The sequence below is a fragment of the Streptomyces litmocidini genome (assembly GCF_014649755.1).
Taxonomy (GTDB): Bacteria; Actinomycetota; Actinomycetes; order Streptomycetales; family Streptomycetaceae; genus Streptomyces; species Streptomyces litmocidini.
The window spans coordinates 110,391-128,986 of sequence record NZ_BMTQ01000009.1 but is presented as its reverse complement, the minus strand read 5'-3'; the positions used below and the strand labels follow the sequence as shown (position 1 = coordinate 128,986).

Below are 18,596 nucleotides of genomic sequence, written 5' to 3'. Positions count from 1 at the left end.
TGAATCCGTTCTTACCAGAAATCGGGCAGGCTGTAGCGGTACGTGTTGGTCTGGTGCCAGTAGTGGTTGCCGTCCACCCACACGGCCACTCCGCGCAGGAAGCGGAGGACACTGGGGACGGGGCAGGCGGCGGCCAGTTCGGCGGACGCGGCCTCGAAGCCGCGCATGAGGTCGTTGTGGACCTCGACGGCCTTCAGGTAGGCGTCCTTCTCCGAGAGGGACTCCTTCTCGGCGAGCACCACGGGCAGGTTCATGTGCCGGCCGGGACTGGCGAGTTCCTTGGTGTACGAGTACAGGTCGTTGACGATGGTGCTGGCGTTGCCGGCGAGGGCCAGGACCCGCTGCATGGCCGGCTGGGCGTGCAGGTCGGCGGGGAGTTCGTAGCCGCCGACGGTGTCGGTGATGGTGGGGCAGGGACGGAAGTTGTTGAACTGCCGCATCACCAGGTACTCCCACACCTCCGGCACGTGGTTCGTCTCGTCCCACGCGGCCTCGGCGAGGTAGCCCATGTGCAGCCTGGCCATGTCGTGCCGGAACCGGTCGGCCTGGGAGGGGGTCGCCAGCCGGGTGAAGTACTCCATGGCGGAGCGGTACGAGCGCCGGGGCGCGTCCGCGTGGAGCGACTCCGCCCACGCCGGCTGGTACTCCGCCGTCGAGTGCAGCGGGTCCAGGGCGGTGTGCGCGAGGAGGAGCCGTCCGCCCAGACCGATGGGCGAACCGCCGAGGTCCTCGCAGTAGCAGTCGTCGACGGCGTTCTCGGCGACCATCAGCCGTGCGGCGACCATGAGGTGCTCGATCGTCGGGGCGTCCGGATGGCAGGCCACCATGTAGCGCCCCACGTGGAACCCGTCGAAGTCGCCCTCCCAGTCCTCGGGGTAGAGCTGGATCTCGTCGAGCGCCCAGGACTTGATGCGGAGGCTGACCTCTTGCACCCGCACCGGGTCCGGCTCCGGGATCGGGTGCCAGTAGAGGCCCGGGATGATCAGGGCGTCCGCCGGCGCCGCGGCCGGGGGCGCCGGCCGCGGCGCCGGGAGTTCGTCGCGCGGGGCCAGGGAGAGGCCGGCCGTGCCGAGCCCGGTGGGGCCGCGCAGGACCCACGCCGGGCCCGGCTCCGCGACGCCCCGGACGCGCGGCTGCGCGTCCACGGGTGCGGCCGCCGTGACCGGCGGGGTGCCGAACGACAGGGGAGGCGGGGAGGACGGGGCCCGGCGGACGGCGCCGGGCTCGGCCACGGGGGCTTCCGCGCCGGTTCCGGCGGACGTCCCCCCGGTCGGGACGTCGGCGGAGACCGCCCGCGGGTGCCCGAGGGCGAGGGCCTCGGCGCGGGCCGCGGCGGCGGCGAGGACGTGGGTCCCGAAGTGGGCCGCGGCGCCGGGCAGGCTGGACTGCAGAGGGGAGGGCCCGGGATCGGGCATCCGTGACTCCTTGGGAAGAGGGGTGGGCCGTCCCGGATTCCGGGCACGCCGGCCCGGCCCGGGCGGCCCGGGCGGTGGTGGCCTGCGAGGGGCTAGTCGCGCCGGCGCGCGATCTGCACGTTCTCCAGGACGCCGAGCGCGTTCGGGACGAGGACGGCGGCGGAGTAGTACGTGGTGACGAGGTACGACATGATCGCCTGCTCGTTGATGCCCATGAACCGCACCGACAGGCCCGGCTCGTACTCCTCGGGCAGCCCGGTCTGGCGCAGGCCGATGACGCCCTGGTTGTCCTCGCCGAGGCGCATGGCGAGGATCGAGCTGGTGTTCTCCTTGCTGATGGGGATCTTGTTGCAGGGCAGGATCGGCACCCCGCGCCAGGCCGGGACCCGGTGCCCCTGGAGCTCGACGGTGTCCGGGTGGAGCCCGGCACGGTTCCACTCGCGTCCGATCGCCGCGATCGTCCGCGGGTGGGCGAGGAAGAGCTTGGTGCTGCGGCGGCGGCAGAGCAGCTCGTCGAGGTCGTCCGGGGTCGGCGGGCCGGAGTGCGGCTGGATCCGCTGCTTGAAGTCGGCGTTGGGGAGCAGGCCGAACTCCGGGTTGTTGATGAGCTCGTGCTCCTGGCGCTCGCGGAGCGCCTCGATGGTGAGCCTGAGCTGCTCCTCCGTCTGGTTCATCGGGCCGTTGTAGAGGTCGGCGACCCGGGTGTGGATCTTGAGGACGGTCTGGGCGACGGAGAGTTCGTACTCGCGCGGCTTGAGTTCGTAGTCGACGAAGGCACCGGGGATCTCGGCCTCGCCCTTGTGGCCGGCCGACATCGCGATCTCGGCCTCGCCGTACTTGTTCTGCCGCTGCTCGGGCAGCGAGCTGAACTCCTCGATGTGGGCCTGGAGGCTCGGCGCCGAGGCCATGATGCGCGCGAAGTCCGCGCGGGAGAGGGTGAGCAGGGTGCCGGAGGTCTCGGCGGTCGCGGTGTAGTCCCAGCCGGCGTCGGCGTCCAGCAGGGCGTTCTCACCGAACCGGTCACCGTCGGCGAGGGTGGCGACGGCGACCTCGTCCCCGTACTTGCCGACGGAGGTCTGGTTGATGCGGCCGTGGGCGATCAGGTGGATCTGCTCGGCGGGGGTCCCGCGCTGGACGAGCACCTCACCGGCGTTGAAGTCGCGCTGGACGCACCGGTCGGCGAGCGCGTTGAGCACGTCGACGTCCTCGAAGCCGCGCAGCAGGGCGAGTTCGCCGAGTTCGCGGGGGATGACGCGGACGCGGGAGCCGTCCTGGACGAATTCGACGCGTCCGTCGCCGACGGTGTAGCTCAGCCGGCGGTTCACCCGGTAGGCGCCGCCCTTGGTCTCCACCCAGGGGAGCATCCGCAGCAGCCAGCGGGAGCTGATCTCCTGCATCTGCGGGGCGGACTTGGTGGTGGTGGCGAGGTTGCGGGCGGCCGCGGTGCTCAGACTGGACTGCCGGGGCGGCTCCGTCCGTGCGTCCGGGCGGTCGTCAACGGTCATCGGGCGAGCTCTCCTTCGCGAGGGCGGTTCCCGGCACGCGAATGCGCCGGGAACCGGTGAAAGAAGATAAAGGGGGGCGAAGATCCGGGAATCCGTCCAGATCCCGGGGAACAGTAACGGCCGCCGAGCCCGCCTCGCTCAGGGAGTCCGAGGGCATTACCTCCTTGTGGTGATCTTGCTAGAAACGATGTTTATCCCGTCGATCAGCCGGATTCCGGCCAATCGACGGAGAGTCGGCCGGCAACGCGCGGCGGGGCCGCCGGTCCGGCCACCCGTCCGGCCCCCGGGGCGGGGGGCCGACGGATCCGGGCGCGCGCGGCTGGGCCGTACGGGGGAAGTCCTCGCCTTCGCGTGCGTCGTGTTGACCGGGGGGGGGCAGCGCTTGAGCTGTCCGTTTGACCGGGGGGTCAGCGCTTGAGCTGTCCGTCCAGCCACTGGAGGACCTCGGGCGTCACCGGATCGGTGATGTCCGCGAACTCCTCGTGCTTCTTCAGGAACTTCGCCACGTAGGGGCAGACGGGGACGATGCGCATCCCGGAGGCGCGGACGTCGGCGAGGGCCTGCTCGACGAGGATCGAGGCCAGGCCCCGGCCCGCGTAGGCCTCGTCGACCTCGGTGTGGAAGAAGACCCGCCGGTCGTCGCGGTCGCGGTAGGCCGTCAGGCCCGCGCGCTCGCCGTCGACGAGGATCTCGTACCGGTGCCGGGGGTCCACGCGCCGGACGACGGGGGTGGCGGCCTGCTGCTCGGTCATGGGAGTGCCTTTCAAGGGTGGACTGACGGGGGAGCCGGGAGGTCGGCCGTGCGCGGGGTTCGCGCACGGGGCGATCCGGGCGTCGGGGGCGGGGACGGGGAGGCGGTCGCCGGGGTGGCCGTCGACCTCGCCGAAGCGGCCGGAGGCCTTCCCCCGCTCCTCGCGGGCCTCGACGGCGTCCTCGTGGCCGCGGCCGGTGAAGTTCCGTCACCACCCGCATGGACACCACATCATCCCAGGTCAGCGACCCTTGCGCCAGGCAGGGGGCAACGACGACGTCACCACGTCGACGGCGTCCGACGGCGCGGTGTCCACCGCGGTGTACGACGCGGCCGACCAGATCGTCTCGGCGGCCGAGCCGAAGTACACGCCGACGCCGGACGAGCGGAGGACGACGTACGCCTACGACGAGGTCGGCAACCTCGGCAGAACCTGGCGGACGCGGGGACGGCCCTGGGCAGCAGGCTGATGTCGTCCGCGGACGACACCGGCTCCGACGATCCGTGCAGCGACGAACCGGGTCCCGCCCCGCAGCCGTCGCCGGGCCCCCGAACGCGGGCCCTCCGTCCAGCCGGACGGAGCGGGCGGGATCGCGGCGGGTGGCGGGAATCCGCAGGCCGGCCACCTGATACGTTGCCGGGGCAAGGGCACCGGCCAGGACGTCCGGAACCTCGTCGCCCTGCACGGCAGGGCGAACACGAGGATGGCCGGCGAGGTCGGATCCTTCGGCTGGAAGTACTTGACCGGTGACAACGAGCCGTTCATGTCGGTCGTGCCCATCTACGGGGATCCGCGTTCGACCGTTCCCACGCTCGTCCAGGTGGGGGTGACCGCGTGCGGGCCCCAGGGGGACATCGTGGAGCGGCACTCGTGCACCGCGGTCAACTCCCGTACCGGCATCGGCTCGAAGTGCTAGAAGGGGTTCAGGGGTGGCAACGCTTTCGGAGATACGGGTCCTGTTGGGCGATCCCCGGTTCAACTGGTCGGATCCGGCACCGTGGGGCGAACTGGAGCGGGAACTCGGCGTCGAGTTCCCCGCGGACTTCCGCGAGATCGTCGATGCCTACGGTTCGATCGCGATCAACGGGCAGTTGTACCTGAAGCACCCCGCCGGTCATCTTCTGCACGATCTGGGAACGATGATCAGGCAGGACCTCGAGTTCTGGCGCGAGGAGGACATGGCCGAGTTCCTGCCGGATCCGGCAGGGACGAACCCCGGTGAACTGCTGCCGGTGGCGACGGCCACGACGGGAGAGATGGTTTTCCTCCGCGTTCCCGACGCGCCCTCGTCGCCCTGGCGCGTCCTGGTCCAGGAGATGGACAGTCCGTCGTGGACCCTCTACGAGATGACGTTCGGCGCGTGGCTGCTGGCTTATCTCAAGGGGAGCGACGTGACGTTGTGCGCTCGCGACCGCGCGCCTGACGGACCGTCCTACGAGTTCCTTCCCTAGGTTCCGGTGAGATCGACGGAGCCCCGCCGTCCTGGCGGGGCTCCTGTCGTTCACGGGGTGCTGCGCGCGATCGGGGGCCGGGCGTCCGTTCCGTGATCGTGTGGGGCCGGGGAGCGCGGGAGGCCGAAGGGCGGCGCGGCCCACTGGTCGGCCGTCGCCTGCCGGCCCTGCGGACCCGAGCCGTCACCGCGCACGCGCCGACCGGGTGTCACGACCGCGGCCCGTCACGACCGCGGCCTGTCAGGTCCGCTGGTGGACGACCGCCGCGGCGTAGCCGTCCGGAGCGACGACGTCGGTGAGGGACCAGCCGGGCGGGGGCGGGGGCGGGGTGGGGGCGGTGCCCAGGTAGTCCGTGGCCGTGCCGCGGGACAGGCCGGTGCCGAGGGCCTTGAAATAGGCCTCCTTGCGGACCCAGGCGCGGCCGAACGCGAGGGGGCGTTCGGCCGGCCGGAGGGCGTCGAGCTCCGCGGTCTCGCGGGGGTGCAGCAGAGGGCCCAGCTTGGCCGTGACCTCCGCGTCGGGAACCTTCTCGACGTCCACGCCGACCGGACTGTCGGCGAGGGCGAGGAACACCAGACCACGGGTGTGGGAGAGGGAGAAGTGGATCTCGTCCCCCCGTACGGCCGGCCGACCGTGGGGTTTCCCGCAGTTCGGGGTGGGGCAGGGCCGGCGGGTCATCCGGACGCGGTCCGGGGGGATGTCCAGGTACGGGCCGAGGAGCATGCGCAGACCGACGTGCGCGACCACGTAGGCGTCCCGGTCGGCCTGGTGGCGAAACGCCGCCGCCCGCTCGCGCTCCTCGTCGTCGAGCGTGCCCGCGGCCAGCCGTGCCGCCCGGGCGGTGCGGCCGGTGACGCCGACCGACCACACGACGGGGGCGTTCGACACTCCGGGACGGGCGAGCGGCGACAACCGGTCGGGGTCGAGTGCGAGGGGGACGCTCGGAGACGGCGCGACGATCATGGATCCACGGTAACGGCGAAGGGGCGGCAAGGACCATCCCGTGAGCGGGGCCACGAAGATCCGTAAGCGCCTTCGCCGTGGTGGGGGTTCGGAACCTCCTGCGGTCTCGTCGCCGTCATCGCGGATCCCCGCGAAGCGGACCCGTTCTCCCCCACGGCGACCTCGGACACCGTCCCGGTGGTGAAGGCCCCGTCCACCGACCCGGCGTCGTCGTCCTCGGGGCGGGCGGGCCGGAAGGCGTGGGCGAGGGCGGCGGATTCCACGCGCCGACGCCACGACGCCGCCGCGCCCGGGCGGGGACGGGGACGGGGTCAGGGACGGAGGGTGACGAGGGCGTGGGCCAGGCGCGCTATGCCCTCGGTGAGGGTGGCCTCGTCGGCGCTCAGGCTGAGGCGGAAGCAGCGCGTCGCGTGGGAGGCGAGACCGGGGGTCCCCAGCGGGTCCACGAAGAAATGGCGGCCCGGCACGACGAAGACGCGGTGCTCCTTCAGCCTCGTGTAGAGGGCGACGTCGTCGAACCAGTCGTGGTCCACCCACAGCCAGCAGAACATGCCGCCCTCACCGGAGTGGAGCCGCCAGTCCACGTCCGCCGGCATCCGCTCCGCGAGGAGCTTCTCGGCGAACCGCCGCTTCTCCTGGTAGTGCGGGGTGATCGCGTCGCGGACCACGCCGTCGAGGCGGCCGTCGGCGAGGACGCGGGCGAGGGCCGCCTGGGCGAGCTTCGGGGCGTGCAGGACCGAGTTGGACATGAACGAGGCGAGCGGGGCGATGTGGCGGGGCGCCCCGACGGCGAAGCCGATCCGCTCGCCGGGCAGTCCGGCCTTGGACGCGGAGAAGCAGTGCACCACGTTGTCATCGGGCACCGGCTCTCCGTGGATCTCGCCGATGCGGGGGAACGGGGCGCCGTACGCCTGGTCGAGGAAGAGCGGCACGTCGCGTTCGGCGGCCAGGTCGGTGAGGGCGCGCAGCTCCGCCGGGTCCAGCGCGCGGCCGGTGGGGTTGCCCGGGCTGGAGACGAGCATCATGCCGATGTCCGTCCGGCGGCTCAGCGCCTCCGTGTCGAGGGCGTACCGGAAGCGGTGGTCGCCCTCCCGCTCCACGCGGGGCGGCACGCCGGCGATGCCGCCCTCGTGGAGGCACAGCCCCTGGTAGCCGGTGTAGTCGGGGACCATGGGCAGCACGACCCGGCGGGTGCCCCCGGCGGAGGGCCCGGCGAACAGCGCGGCGGCGGCGAAGCAGACCATCTGGCTGCCCGGGCCGACCGCGATGTTCTCCGGGCCGATCCGCCAGCCGTACGTCCGGTGGAAGTACGACGCGATGGCCTCGACCAGTACGCGGCTGCCCCGGCTGGGGCCGTAGCTGCCGCTCGTCCCGCCGAAGTCCTCCTCCAGGACCTCCGCGAGGGCGGTCCGCCACATGTCCCGCGCCTCGGGGACGAGGGCGGGGTTGCCGACGCTCAGATTGAGCCACTCCCCCGCCGACTCCCCGGCGGTGCACGCGGCGACGTCCTCCATGATGCTGCGCAGACCGGACAGTCCGGCCATCTTCGTGCCGATGGTGGACAACTGCATGGTGTCTCCTCGTGGGGGGAGGGGGCGGGTCGTGGGTTCGGTCGGGGCGGACGTCAGCGGGTGAGGGCCGCCACCGCGTCGGCGTACTCGGCGACCTCCGACGCCTCGAACACCAGGTGCATCGGCACCTGGAGGCCGGTGCGCTCCTCCAGTTCCCGGACGGCTCGGACGGCTCGGAACGAGTCGCCGCCGAGGGCGAAGAAGTCGTCGTCCGGACCGACCGCCGGGACGCCGAGGACGGCCGCCCAGACCTCCGCGACGACGGCCGCCAGGTCCGCCTCCCCGGCCGGGGTGCCCGTGCCGGGGGCGACGGGCGCCGGGGCGGGGCCGGCGGCTCCGGGGGCGGCCGGCACCGGGCCGGGCCCGGCCGCGGCGGGCAGGGCCCCGGCGGCGCGGGCGGTCAGTTCGCCGTGGTCGAGCTTGCCGTTCGGGGTCAGCGGGAACCGCTCCAGCGGGACCACGGCGGCCGGCACCATGTGCGCGGGGAGCCGGTCGGCGAGGGCGGTCCGTACGCGCTCCGCCCCGCGCCGCGCGTCACCGTCCGGCGCCGGGCCGTCCGGGGCGCCGTCCAGGACCAGGAAGCAGACCAGGCGCGTCCCGTGGCCCGTGCCGTCGGCGACCACGGCCGCCTGGCGCACCCCGGGCACGCCCAGCGCGGCGCCCTCGATCTCGCCCGGCTCGATGCGGAAGCCGCGGATCTTGACCTGCCGGTCGACCCGGCCCAGGTACTCCAGCCGCCCCGGCGCGACCTCCCGCACCAGGTCCCCGGAGCGGTACAGGGTGCCTGCGGACGGGTCGACCGGGTCGGGGACGAAGCGTTCGGCGGTGAGCTCGGGACGGTCGTGGTAGCCGAGGGACACGCCGACACCGCCGATGTACAGCTCGCCCGGCTCGCCCTGCGGCACGGGTCGGCCCCGCTCGTCGAGGATCCGCAGCGTCGTGTCCTCGATGGCCGAACCGATGAGGACGGTCTCCGGATCCGGGTCGCGCGGGCACACCCAGGCGGTGCAGTACATGGTGCACTCGCTCGGCCCGTACAGGTTGCTGAGGGTGGCGCGGGAGCGGCCGTGGAACCGGCGCACGAGCTCCGGGCTCAGCGCCTCGCCGCCGGTGAGGACCTGCCTCAGCCCGTCGACGCGCTCGCCCGGCCCCAGCGCCAGCAGGAACAGCTCCAGCAGCGACACGACCCACCACACCGTCGTGACGCGCCGGTCACGGATGAGCCGCGCCAGGTGCTCCGGGTCGCGGTGGCGGCCCGGGGCGGCGATCACGATGGCCGCGCCGTGCAGCAGCGGCCAGTACACCTCCACCAGGAACATGTCGAAGGTGCAGGCCGTGTGGTGCAGCACCCGGTCGTCGGCGTCGATGGGGTGGCTGCCCTGGAGGGACCGCAGGCGGGCGGTCACCCCGCGGTGGCTGAGCAGGGAGCCCTTGGGGCGGCCCGTCGACCCGGAGGTGTAGATGACCACGGCGGGGTGGTCGGCGAGGGCTTCCGCGGGGGCGAACCCGTCCGGGTCGGGGGCTCCGGCGCACTCCTCGACGGTCAGGGCGCGGGTGCCGAGCCCGTCGGGCAGCGCGGGGCGCAGCGCCTCGGACGTGAGGACGAGGCGGGGCGCGCTGTCCTCCAGCAGGAAGCGCACGCGGTCGCGGGGGTTGGCCGTGTCGATGGCCACGTGGGCGCCGCCGGCGAGGACGACGGCCGCCACCGCGACCACGAAGTCGGCGGAGCGCTCCAGGAGGACCGCGACCCGGTCGCCGGGGCGGACGCCGCGCTCCCGCAGGAGCGCGGCGGTGCGCACGGCACGGTCCCTGACCTCCCCGGCGAGGACGACGTCGTCGCCGTCGACGATCGCGGGGAGGCCGGGGTGGGCGTCCCAGCGGGCGAGCAGGGCGGTGTCGAGGCGGTGGGCGGCGTCAGCGGGCGTTTCCATGGCGGGGGGCCTTTCTGCGTCAGTTCTCGTCGGCCGTGATGCGGGCGATGCCGGCCGCCAGTTCGCGCACCGTCGAGTAGTCGAAGAGCAGCTCGACGTCGAAGTCGGAGCCCAGCTCGGTCTGGAGGCGGCCTGCCAGGCGCATGGCGCGCAGCGAGTCGCCGCCCAGGTCGAAGAAGTCGTCGTCGGGCCCGACCTCGGGGAGGGCGAGGACCTCCCGGAACAGGCGGGCGACGGTCTCCTCCAAGCCGTCCGCGGCGGCCCCTCGGGCCCCTTCGGCCCCTTCGGCACCGGCGGGCCGCTCGTCGGGGACGGCGAGCGCGAGGAGGTCCGTCTTGCCGGCCGGGGTCAGCGGCAGGTCGTCCAGCGTGACGAGGACCTCGGGGATCATGTACGAGGGGAGGCGGTGGCGGAGCCGTTCGCGGAGCCGGTCGGGGGCGGCCGGGGCGGTCCGGTCGGCCGGCACGGTCCACGCCACGAGCCGGTCGTCGCGTACGGCCACAGCGGCGGCGGCCACCTCGGGTGCCTCCAGGAGGACTTGCTCGATCTCGCCGGGTTCGATGCGGTAGCCGCGCAGCTTCAGCTGGCGGTCCATCCGGCCGAGCACTTCCACCCGGCCGTCGGGGAGGACGCGCGCGTGGTCGCCGGTGCGGAACATGCGGGTGCGGCCCCCGTCGTACGGGTCAGGCACGAACCGCTCGGCGCTGAGCTCCGGCAGGTTCCAGTAGCCCTCGGCGACGCCGTGGCCGCCGATGCACAGCTCGCCCACGCAGCCGAGCGGCACCAGCGCGCCGTGCGGGTCGAGGACGCGCAGGGCCGTGTGGGAGATCGGGCGGCCCACGGTGACGCGGGTGGTGTCGGCGTGGATCTCCTCGACGCTGGAGTACACGGTCGTCTCGGTCGGGCCGTACATGTTCCACACCGACCGGCCGCGCTTGGCCAGCGGCTCGGCGAGGTCCGGCGGGAACGCCTCGCCGCAGCTGTACAGGCGCAGTCCGTCGCCGCCCTGCCAGCCGGAGTCGAGGAGGGCCCGGTACCGGGACGGGGTGGCCTGGAGGGCGGTGATGCCGTGCCGGGCGGTGTACGCGTCGACTTCGCGGCCGCTCAGACCGAGCGTGCCGCCGCCCACGTGGACGGTGGCGCCGGCGGCGAGCGGCACGAGCAGTTCGGCGAGGGACGTGTCGAACGTGAGGGTGGTCAGGGCGAGGAACCGGTCTTCGGCGTCCAGGCCGGGGTGGCGCAGGGCGAGGCTGTCGACCAGGTTGGCGAGCGCGCGGTGGCCGATGGCGACGCCCTTGGGGCGGCCGGTGGAGCCGGACGTGTAGATGACGTAGGCGAGGTCGTCCGGGGTCGCGCCGGGGAGCGGCCCGGCCGGGGCGGCGGCGTCCCCGGGGCGGTCCGGGACGGTGGGCGGGAGCGGCTCGCGGGTGAGGTCGAGGACGGGGCCGTCCCAGCCGTCCGCGGGGAGGGCAGCCGGGGCGTCGGTGAGGAGCAGCGCCGGGGCGGCGTCCCGCAGGACGTACGCCGTGCGGTCGGCGGGGTGAGCCGGGTCCAGCGGTACGAACGCCGCGCCCGCGCGGGCCGTGGCGAGGAGGGCGGTGACCAGGTCGGCGCCGCGGCCCAGGCAGACGCCGACCCGGTCGCCGGTGCCGACGCCGTGCGCGGCCAGCCGGTGTGCCAGGGCGGTGGCCCGGTCGTCCAGTTCCCGGTAGGTGTACGTCGTGCCGTCCGCGACGACCGCCGGGTGGCCGGGGCGGGTGCGGACCGCCTCGGCGATCAGGTCGGGGAGGAGGGCGCGCGGCGGTGTCCGGTCGACGTCCGTGCCGTTCCACCGGTCCAGCAGCAGGGCGCGGGTGTCGTCGGGCACGGCGAGGACGTTCCGCAGGGGCGCGCCGGGGTGGTCGGCGAGGCGGGCCAGGACGGTGGTGACGTGCCGGACCAGCGCGTCCGCCTCGGCCGCGTCGAACGCGTCGGCGTCCACGATCAGCTGGACGCGCAGCTCGCCCGCGGCCCGGACGACGAGCGTGGCGCGGTAGTTGGTGCGGGTCTCGTAGCGGACGTCCGTGGTGCGCAGGGCGCCGCCCGCGAGGACGGCCTCGGAGGCGTCCGGGTAGTTCTCGAACACCACGACGGTGTCGAAGAGCTGCGCGCCCCGCTCGACGCCCGCCCACCGCTGCACGTCGGTCAGCGGGGTGTGCTGGTGCTCCAGGACGGGGTGGCGGGAGGCCGCGTACCCGGCGATCCACTCCTCGGCGGGCAGGTCGTGGTCGACACGGGCCCGCACGGGGACGGTGTTGATGAACATGCCGATCATCGCCTCGGCGCGGGGCAGCGGCGGGCGGCCGGAGACGGTGACGCCGAAGACGACGTCGTCGCGGCCCGAGTAGCGGGCGACGGTGCCCGCCCAGGCGGCCTCGACCAGGCTGCCGAGGGTGGTGGAGCGGGCCGCCGCGAGGGCGCGCAGCCGGGCGGTGGCGTCGGCGGGCAGCGTGTCCCGTACGGTGCGGAACCGGCCCGACGGCTTGGTCCCGGGGCGGACGCCGGGCAGGGTGAACACGGCCGGTTCGTCGTAGCCGTCGAGGTACGCGGTCCAGAACGCGCGGTCGCGCTGCGGGTCCTGGCGGCGCAGCCAGGCGATGTGGTCGCGGAACGGGGGCGGCGGGGCGGTGCCGGCGCCGCCGGGGCGGGCCAGTTCGGCCGTGACGTCCGCCATGAGCAGGGCGGCCGACCAGCCGTCCAGGATCATGTGGTGGTACGTCCACACCATCAGGTGCTCGTCGGTGCTCAGCCGCAGGGCGAGCAGCCGCATCAGCGGGGGCCGGGTGAGGTCGAACGGCTCGGCGCGGCGGCGGGCGGTCTCCGCCGCCACCTCCTCGTCGCGGGCGGCGGCGTCCAGACCGGTGAGGTCCCGCACGTCGACGCGGACCTCGGCGGCCGGGAGGACCACCTGGTGAGGAGCGCTGATGCGTTCGTGGACGAAGGCGGTGCGCAGCACGGGGTGGCGGGCGACGACGGCCTGCCAGGCGGCCGTCAGGGCGTCCACGTCGAGCGGGCCGGTGAGGCGGAACGTCGTGGTCTCGACGTAGAGGCCCTGCTCCGGAGAGGTGGTGGCGTGGTACAGCATCCCTTCCTGGGCGGGGGAAAGCGGGTAGATGTCCTCGATGTCGTTCACTGGGTGTCCTCTCCGGACCGGAACAGGTGCATGACCTGGGCCAGGTCCTCGGTGCTGAGGTCCGCGTCGGGGAAGTGCCCCGGTGCGTCGGCGGACGGAGTGGCGCCGGGGGCGTGACTCGGGTCGGGTGCGGCGGATGCGTCTGGTGTGGCGGGTGGGGTGGCGGCGTCCGCCCCGGGGGCGGGGCCGACCGCGGTCTCCGCCCGCGCCTCGGCGATCCTGAGGGCGAGGGCGCCGGGGGTGGGGTGGGCGAAGATGTCGCCGGGTGACACGGGCAGTCCGGCGCCGCGCATCTGCGCGGCGATCTGCACGATGACCAGCGAGTCGGCGCCCAGTTCGAACAGGCTGTCGTCGCTTGCCACGGCGGGCAGCCCGAGCATGTCGGCCCAGATGCGGGCGATGCGGGACGGGACGTCCTCCGGCGCCTCGTCGTCCTGCCTCGCCCCGGTCCCGGCGTCTGCCGCCGAGGGCGTCCGCTCGGGGCGTGGCTCCGCCCCGGCGCGGGGGGTGACCAGGACGTGGGCGAGGTGCGGGTTGGCGAGGACGCGTGCGAGGGCGCGCAGTCCCTCCGCCGTGGGGATGCCGTCGGTGTGCGCGGCGGAGGCGTCCCGCGGGGCGGGGTCGTTCCGTACGGCCGTTCCTGCGGGCACCGGGCGCAGCACGAAGCCCTCCACGGTGACCACGGGGTCGCCCTCGCGGTCGGTCAGGGTGACGTCGGCGACGAGGGTGTCGTCCTCGGCGGCCGGGTCGCCGGAACGCAGCGTCACCAGGGCGCGCCCCTCGGCGGGCAGGTCCCGGTACGCCGTCAGCTTTCCGTAGGCGACGGGGAGGTGGTGTCCGGTGGCCTGGGCGACGGCGCCCGTGGCCGCGTCGAGCAGCGCCGGGTGCAGCGGGTGCGCAGCGGTGTCGGCGCGGTGCTCCTCCGGGAGGCGCAGCGTCAGCAGCAGGTGCCGCTCGCCGTCCCGGCCGGGCCGCGCGGGCCGGTCGGTGCGGGTGACGCAGGCCCAGCGGGGCCCTGTCTCGAGCAGTCCGCGCCGCGCGGCCTTCGGCGGTTCGGCGCCCGTTCCCCCGGGCCCGTCGGACGCGGCGGCGTCGGACGCGGCGGCGGACGCGAGGGGGACGCGGGCGGGGCGGGGCCCGCCGTGGGGCCGGAGACGGCCCTGGGCGTGGGGCCGGGCGAGGGCGGTCGAACGCACCTCCCAGTCGTGGCCGCCGTCCGCATGGGGCCGCAGCCGTACGGTGACGACGGGGGCGTCCCCCTCCGGCATCCGGACGGGCGCGGTGAAGACGGCGTCCAGCTCGACGGCGCCCCCGGCCTCCCGGCGGGCGTCGCCGTCGCCGTCCGGGTGCGCGAGCGCGCGGTGGGCGGCCACGGCGAGGTCGAGCAGGGCGGTGCCGGGCAGCACCGGCTCGCCGGCCATGCGGTGCTCGCGGGACAGCCACGACGTGTGCGGGCCGTCGCGGAGGACGAGTTCGCTCCAGCCGCCGGGCGCCGCGCGGCGGGCCGCGAACAGCGGGTGGTCCAGCGGCTCGTCGGCGTCCGTCGCGCGGGCCGGGGCGGTGGCGGCCACCGCCATGCCGGTCTCCGACCAGCGGTCCCAGCCGACGGACACGGCCGTGTCCGTCGTGTGGGCGAAGCTGTCGAGGAAGGCGTTGGCCGCCGCGTAGTCGGCCTGCCCGGCCGCACCGGCCACGGCGAGGACCGAGGAGCACAGCACCACGAGGGGCCGGTCCGCCTCGGTGAGCCGGTGCAGGAGCACGGTGCCGCGGACCTTCGGCTCCAGGACGCGGGCGATGTCGTCGGGCGCGCGCAGCGCCAGCACGCCACCGCCGGGCAACCCGGCCGCGTGGACGACGCCGGCGATCCGGCCGTACCGCTCGCGGACCTCGTCCAGCGCGGCCGTCAGCGCCCGCTCGTCGGACACGTCGCACTGGACGACGCACACCTCGGCGCCCTTCCCGGCGAGCCGGGCCAGGGCGTCCGCCAGGGCGGGCGGGCACTGCGGGGCCGGTTCGGCGCCCTCGGGCCGGATGACGTGCCCGGCCGGGACGTCCGCCACGGGGCGGCGGGTGATCAGGACCAGGGTGCGGCCGGGTGCGGCGAGCTGCTCCGCGACGGCGCCGCCGATGCCGCCGAGGCCGCCGGTGACCAGCCAGGTCCCGTCGGGCAGCGGGTCCGGGTCCCCGCCGGGCGGGGTCAGTGCGGGCGGCACCGGGACCGGGACGAGCCGGGAGCGGCCCCGGACGGCGACGACCGGCTCCGCGGCGCCCGCGCCGGGGGGCGTGCCGGTGGTCGCGTACGGGGCCGCGAGCGCGGCGAGTTCGGTGACGACCGCGCGGGCGGCGCGGGCGGTGTCGGAGCCCGTACGGGAGAAGCGCTCCAGGTCGAGGACGCGCACCGCGCAGTCCGGCAGCTCGTGGGGCAGCACGCGGGCCGGGCCGGTGGCGGCGGCGGCGTGCGGGGCGGCGGGGCGCCGCCCGGCCACGGCGAGGGCGTCCACGGTGACCAGCAGCAGGCGCAGCGGCCGGTCGGGGAAGCGGTCGCCGAGGGCCCGGCAGAGCGCGGCCGGGACGGTGACGGCGCGCAGCGCGCACCGGGCGACGGTGTCGGCGGACGCGTCGTCCAGGGCGGGGTCGTCGGCGGCCCAGCAGGACACGACGGCGTCCGGAGCCTCGCCGCGGGCGGCCAGCTCGGCGGCGAGCGCGGCGAACGCGCCGGGGTGGTCGGGGTCCAGCAGGTGGCCCTCCCCGCCGCCGTCGGCCGCGAGGCCGTCCGGCAGGCCGGGGCCGCCGACGCGCACCCGGTGGACGCGCGCGCCCTGCCCGGCCAGACGGTCCGCGACCGCGTCGGAGAGACCGCCCTCGTCGGCCAGGAGCAGGACGCTGCCCGGTGCGGCGGCAGCCGTCGCGGGGAGCAGGGAGGGCGCCCAGTCGAGGACGCGCAGCCACCCGTCGAGCGGGGTGCCGTCCCCGGACGCGGCGCCACCGCCCGCCGTGGCCGCGCGGCCGGAGGGACCGGCCGGGGGCGCGGAGCCGTCGAGGGCCCCGGCGGGAGCGGCGGCAGCCGTCCGGGCGGCCGTCGCGGCGGGCCGGAACCAGTGGCTGGTCCGGGCGAACGGGTACGTCGGCAGCGCGACCTTGCGCCGCCCGGCCCGCTCCCCCAGCGCCGTCCAGTCGATGTCGGCGCCGCGCTCCCACAGCCGGGCCACCGCGGTGAGCCGCGCCGGAGGCTCGTCGTCGCCGCGGGGCGCGCCGAGCACCGGCAGCACGGTCCGGCCGGCGCCGAGCGTGCGGCGGGCGAACCCGGTGAGCGCCGTTCCCGGTCCGGCCTCCAGCAGGGTGACGCCGTCGGGCAGGGTGCGCAGCGCGTCGGCGAACCGGACGGGCTGCCGCAGCTGCCGCGACCAGTACGCGGGCGACGCGGCCTCCTCGGCGGTGAGCGGCCGCCCGGTCAGGGAGGAGATCACCGGAACGGAGGGCGTGCGCGCCGGGGTGGCGGCGACGAGTGCGGCGAAGTCGTCGAGGAGCCCGTCCGCGTGACGGGTGTGGAAGGCGTGCCGCACGGCCAGCCGCCGGACCGGCACGCCCCGGGCCTCCAGCAGTTCCGCGAGGCGGGACACCGCGCCGGGCGGACCGGCGGCGACGGTCCGGTCGGGCGCGTTGACGGCGGCGATCTCCGGCGCGCCGGGCCAGGGGCCGTCGCCGGGCCAGGGGCCGGAGTCCGCGATGAGGGCGCGCAGCTCGGCCTCGGGCAGCGGCACGGCGAGCATCGCGCCCTCCGGCATCCCGCCCATCAGCGCGCCGCGCCGCACGACGAGACGGGCGGCGTCCGGCAGGGTGAACACCCCGGCGGCGCAGGCGGCGCCCAGTTCGCCGACGCTGTGTCCGGCGACCGCGACGGGGCGGACGCCGAGCGCGGCCCACCACTGCGTCAGGGCGTACCCGACGGCGAACAGCGCGGGCTGGGCCACCTCCGTGCGGTCCAGGCCGCCCGGGTGGGCCGGGTCGAGGAGGAGGGCGCGCAGGGGCGCGTCGGTCCACGGGCTCAGGGCGTCGAGGCAGCGGTCGAGGGCGTCCCGGAAGGCGGGTTCGCGGGCGTACGGCTCGGCGGCCATGCCGGGCGTCCCGGCGCCCTGGCCGGGATAGAGGAACGCCGCCCCGGGAAAGCCGCCCCCGGCGCGCACGGGCTCGGCGGACGCGCCGGACCGTGACCCGGCGGTGCCGAGGGCGGCGGTGCGGCCGGGAGCGACGGTGACGGCGCGCCGCCACGGGTGCGGATCGCGGCCCGTCTGGAGGGTGTGGGCCGCGTCGGCGAGCGCCGGGGCGCCGGGCGCGGCGAGCGCCTCCCCCAGCCGTCCGGCGAGGCGGTCCAGCGCCTCGGGGCCGCGGGCGGACAGCGGCAGCACCTGCCAGGCGTCGTCCGCCCCGGCGGCGGGGCGGCGGGCGGCGGGCGGCGGGTCCTGGAGGACCACGTGGGCGTTGGTGCCGCCGATGCCGAAGGAGCTGACGCCCGCCGTACGGGTGCCGTCGGCGCCGGGCCACGGCTCGGGGGCGGTGAGCACCCGGAAGCGCTCCGGGTCGAGGTCGGGCGAGGGGCGCGTGAAGTGCGCGGTGGGCAGCAGCGTGCCGTGCTGGAGGGCGAGGACCGTCTTGACGAAGCCGGCCATGCCCGCGCAGGTGTCGAGGTGCCCGACGTTGGACTTGACCGCGCCGAGGACCCGGTTCGCGTCCGGCGCCCCGGCGAACACCCGGTTCAGGGCGGTCAGTTCGATGCGGTCGCCGAGGGCGGTGCCGGTGCCGTGGGCCTCGACGGAGGAGACGTCCTCGGGGCCCACCCCGGCGACGGCCTGCGCGGCGGTGATGACCCGTACCTGCCCGTCCAGCCCGGGCGCGGTGAAGCCGACCTTCCGGTCGCCGTCGTTGTTGACGGCCGAGCCGAGGAGCACGGCCCGTACGGTGTCGCCGTCCGCGACGGCGTCGGCGAGCCGCTTCAGGACGACGACGCCCACGCCGCTGCCGAACACGGTGCCGGTGGCGGAGGCGTCGAACGGCCGGCAGTGGCCGTCCTCCGACAGGATGCCGCCCTCGGTGTGCAGATAGCCGAGGCCCTGCCCGACGCCGGCCGAGACGGCCCCGGCGAGGGCGACGTCGCACTCGCCGCTGAGCAGCGCCTCGCCCGCCAGGTGGACCGCCACCAGGGCGGACGAGCAGGCGGTCTGCACGCTCAGGCTGGGTCCGGTCAGGCCGAGCCGGTACGAGGTCTGTGTGGCCAGGTAGTCCTTGTCGCCCGCCGCCAGCCACTGCACGTCGGCGCGGTGGCCCAGCTCGGCGGCGTGCGGCAGCAGATGGTGGGTGAGGTACGAGTTGAACCCGGCCGACGCGTAGACGCCCACGCCGCCTGCCGCGTCCCGCACGCGCTGGCCCGCGTCCTCCAGCGCCGCCACCGCGCACTGGAGGAACAGCCGCTGTTGGGGGTCCATGAGCGCGGCGTCGGCGGGGGTGATCCCGAAGTACTCGGCGTCGAACTCGTCGATGCCCTCCAGGACGCCGCCGGCCGGCACGAACCGGGGGTCGTCCAGCCGGTCGGCGGGCACGCCGAGGGCGGCCAGCTCGTCGCGGCCGCGGAAGGTGACGGTGTCGCGGCCCGCGAGCAGGTTCTCCCAGAAGGCCCCGGCGTCGGGCGCGCCGGGGAACCGGCACGCGAGTCCGGTCACGGCGATCGCGTCCGGCAGGTCCGGTGGGCCGTCGAGGGCGCTGCCGGTGTCCTGACTGGTCATGAGGTCCTTCTCCTTAGGGCGGTACGAGACGCGAGCGCGGGGGGCGCGGCGCGGACGGG

General features: G+C 75.6%; 11 protein-coding genes. 3 read left to right on the top strand and 8 right to left on the bottom strand.

Going from position 1 to position 18,596, the window contains the following annotated elements; translation table 11 throughout:
• Positions 1-11: 11 nt before the first annotated feature.
• The 3 genes from IE180_RS20565 to IE180_RS20555 form a co-directional block, all read right to left on the bottom strand.
• Positions 12-1,415, bottom strand: coding sequence for a family 2 encapsulin nanocompartment cargo protein terpene cyclase (locus tag IE180_RS20565; protein WP_229860674.1), 1,404 nt, complete (start codon positions 1,413-1,415; stop codon positions 12-14).
• 92 nt (positions 1,416-1,507) lie between these two features.
• Positions 1,508-2,920: a family 2B encapsulin nanocompartment shell protein gene (locus tag IE180_RS20560; RefSeq protein ID WP_190158378.1), complete on the bottom strand. Its 1,413-nt coding sequence runs from the start codon at positions 2,918-2,920 to the stop codon at positions 1,508-1,510.
• 407 nt (positions 2,921-3,327) lie between these two features.
• Entirely contained in the window at positions 3,328-3,672 is a 345-nt protein-coding gene (locus tag IE180_RS20555; protein WP_190158377.1) for a GNAT family N-acetyltransferase, read from the bottom strand.
• A gap of 250 nt (positions 3,673-3,922) precedes the next feature.
• Here IE180_RS20555 and IE180_RS20550 point away from each other — a divergent pair, with 250 nt between their 5' ends.
• The 3 genes from IE180_RS20550 to IE180_RS20540 all read left to right on the top strand — a co-directional run bounded on the left by IE180_RS20550 (position 3,923) and on the right by IE180_RS20540 (position 5,123).
• Positions 3,923-4,141 (top strand): hypothetical protein, encoded by a 219-nt coding sequence (locus tag IE180_RS20550; protein WP_190158376.1) that lies wholly within the window; start codon positions 3,923-3,925, stop codon positions 4,139-4,141.
• A 234-nt stretch (positions 4,142-4,375) separates the two neighbouring features.
• Positions 4,376-4,588, top strand: a complete 213-nt coding sequence (locus tag IE180_RS20545) for a hypothetical protein (RefSeq protein WP_190158375.1) — start codon at positions 4,376-4,378, stop codon at positions 4,586-4,588.
• A 13-nt stretch (positions 4,589-4,601) separates the two neighbouring features.
• The gene (locus tag IE180_RS20540) at positions 4,602-5,123 is read left to right on the top strand and encodes an SMI1/KNR4 family protein (RefSeq protein ID WP_229860673.1); all 522 of its coding nucleotides are present in this window, start codon (positions 4,602-4,604) and stop codon (positions 5,121-5,123) included.
• Between the two features lie 240 nt (positions 5,124-5,363).
• Here IE180_RS20540 and IE180_RS20535 read toward each other — a convergent pair whose 3' ends face one another.
• The 5 genes from IE180_RS20535 to IE180_RS20515 form a co-directional block, all read right to left on the bottom strand.
• Positions 5,364-6,086, bottom strand: coding sequence for a 4'-phosphopantetheinyl transferase family protein (locus IE180_RS20535; RefSeq protein ID WP_190158374.1), 723 nt, complete (start codon positions 6,084-6,086; stop codon positions 5,364-5,366).
• Positions 6,087-6,397: 311 nt separating this feature from the next.
• A complete protein-coding gene (locus tag IE180_RS20530) occupies positions 6,398-7,657 on the bottom strand; it encodes a valine--pyruvate transaminase (protein WP_190158373.1) in 1,260 nt (419 codons plus the stop codon).
• Between the two features lie 53 nt (positions 7,658-7,710).
• Positions 7,711-9,588 (bottom strand): non-ribosomal peptide synthetase, encoded by a 1,878-nt coding sequence (locus tag IE180_RS20525; RefSeq protein ID WP_190158372.1) that lies wholly within the window; start codon positions 9,586-9,588, stop codon positions 7,711-7,713.
• A 19-nt stretch (positions 9,589-9,607) separates the two neighbouring features.
• Complete coding sequence (locus tag IE180_RS20520; RefSeq protein ID WP_190158371.1) at positions 9,608-12,760, bottom strand: non-ribosomal peptide synthetase; 3,153 nt, start codon at positions 12,758-12,760, stop codon at positions 9,608-9,610.
• Entirely contained in the window at positions 12,757-18,537 is a 5,781-nt protein-coding gene (locus IE180_RS20515) for a type I polyketide synthase (protein WP_190158370.1), read from the bottom strand. The genes IE180_RS20520 and IE180_RS20515 overlap by 4 nt, the downstream gene beginning before the upstream one ends.
• Positions 18,538-18,596 lie beyond the last annotated feature (59 nt).

What these genes read in the sequence shown, in the direction of transcription:
- IE180_RS20565 (WP_229860674.1), bottom strand. Translation starts at nt 1,415, where the DNA reads ATGCCCGATCCCGGGCCCTCCCCTCTGCAGTCCAGCCTGCCCGGCGCC.
- IE180_RS20560 (WP_190158378.1), bottom strand. Translation starts at nt 2,920, where the DNA reads ATGACCGTTGACGACCGCCCGGACGCACGGACGGAGCCGCCCCGGCAG.
- IE180_RS20555 (WP_190158377.1), bottom strand. Translation starts at nt 3,672, where the DNA reads ATGACCGAGCAGCAGGCCGCCACCCCCGTCGTCCGGCGCGTGGACCCC.
- IE180_RS20545 (WP_190158375.1), top strand. Translation starts at nt 4,376, where the DNA reads ATGGCCGGCGAGGTCGGATCCTTCGGCTGGAAGTACTTGACCGGTGAC.
- IE180_RS20535 (WP_190158374.1), bottom strand. Translation starts at nt 6,086, where the DNA reads ATGATCGTCGCGCCGTCTCCGAGCGTCCCCCTCGCACTCGACCCCGAC.
- IE180_RS20530 (WP_190158373.1), bottom strand. Translation starts at nt 7,657, where the DNA reads ATGCAGTTGTCCACCATCGGCACGAAGATGGCCGGACTGTCCGGTCTG.
- IE180_RS20525 (WP_190158372.1), bottom strand. Translation starts at nt 9,588, where the DNA reads ATGGAAACGCCCGCTGACGCCGCCCACCGCCTCGACACCGCCCTGCTC.
- IE180_RS20515 (WP_190158370.1), bottom strand. Translation starts at nt 18,537, where the DNA reads ATGACCAGTCAGGACACCGGCAGCGCCCTCGACGGCCCACCGGACCTG.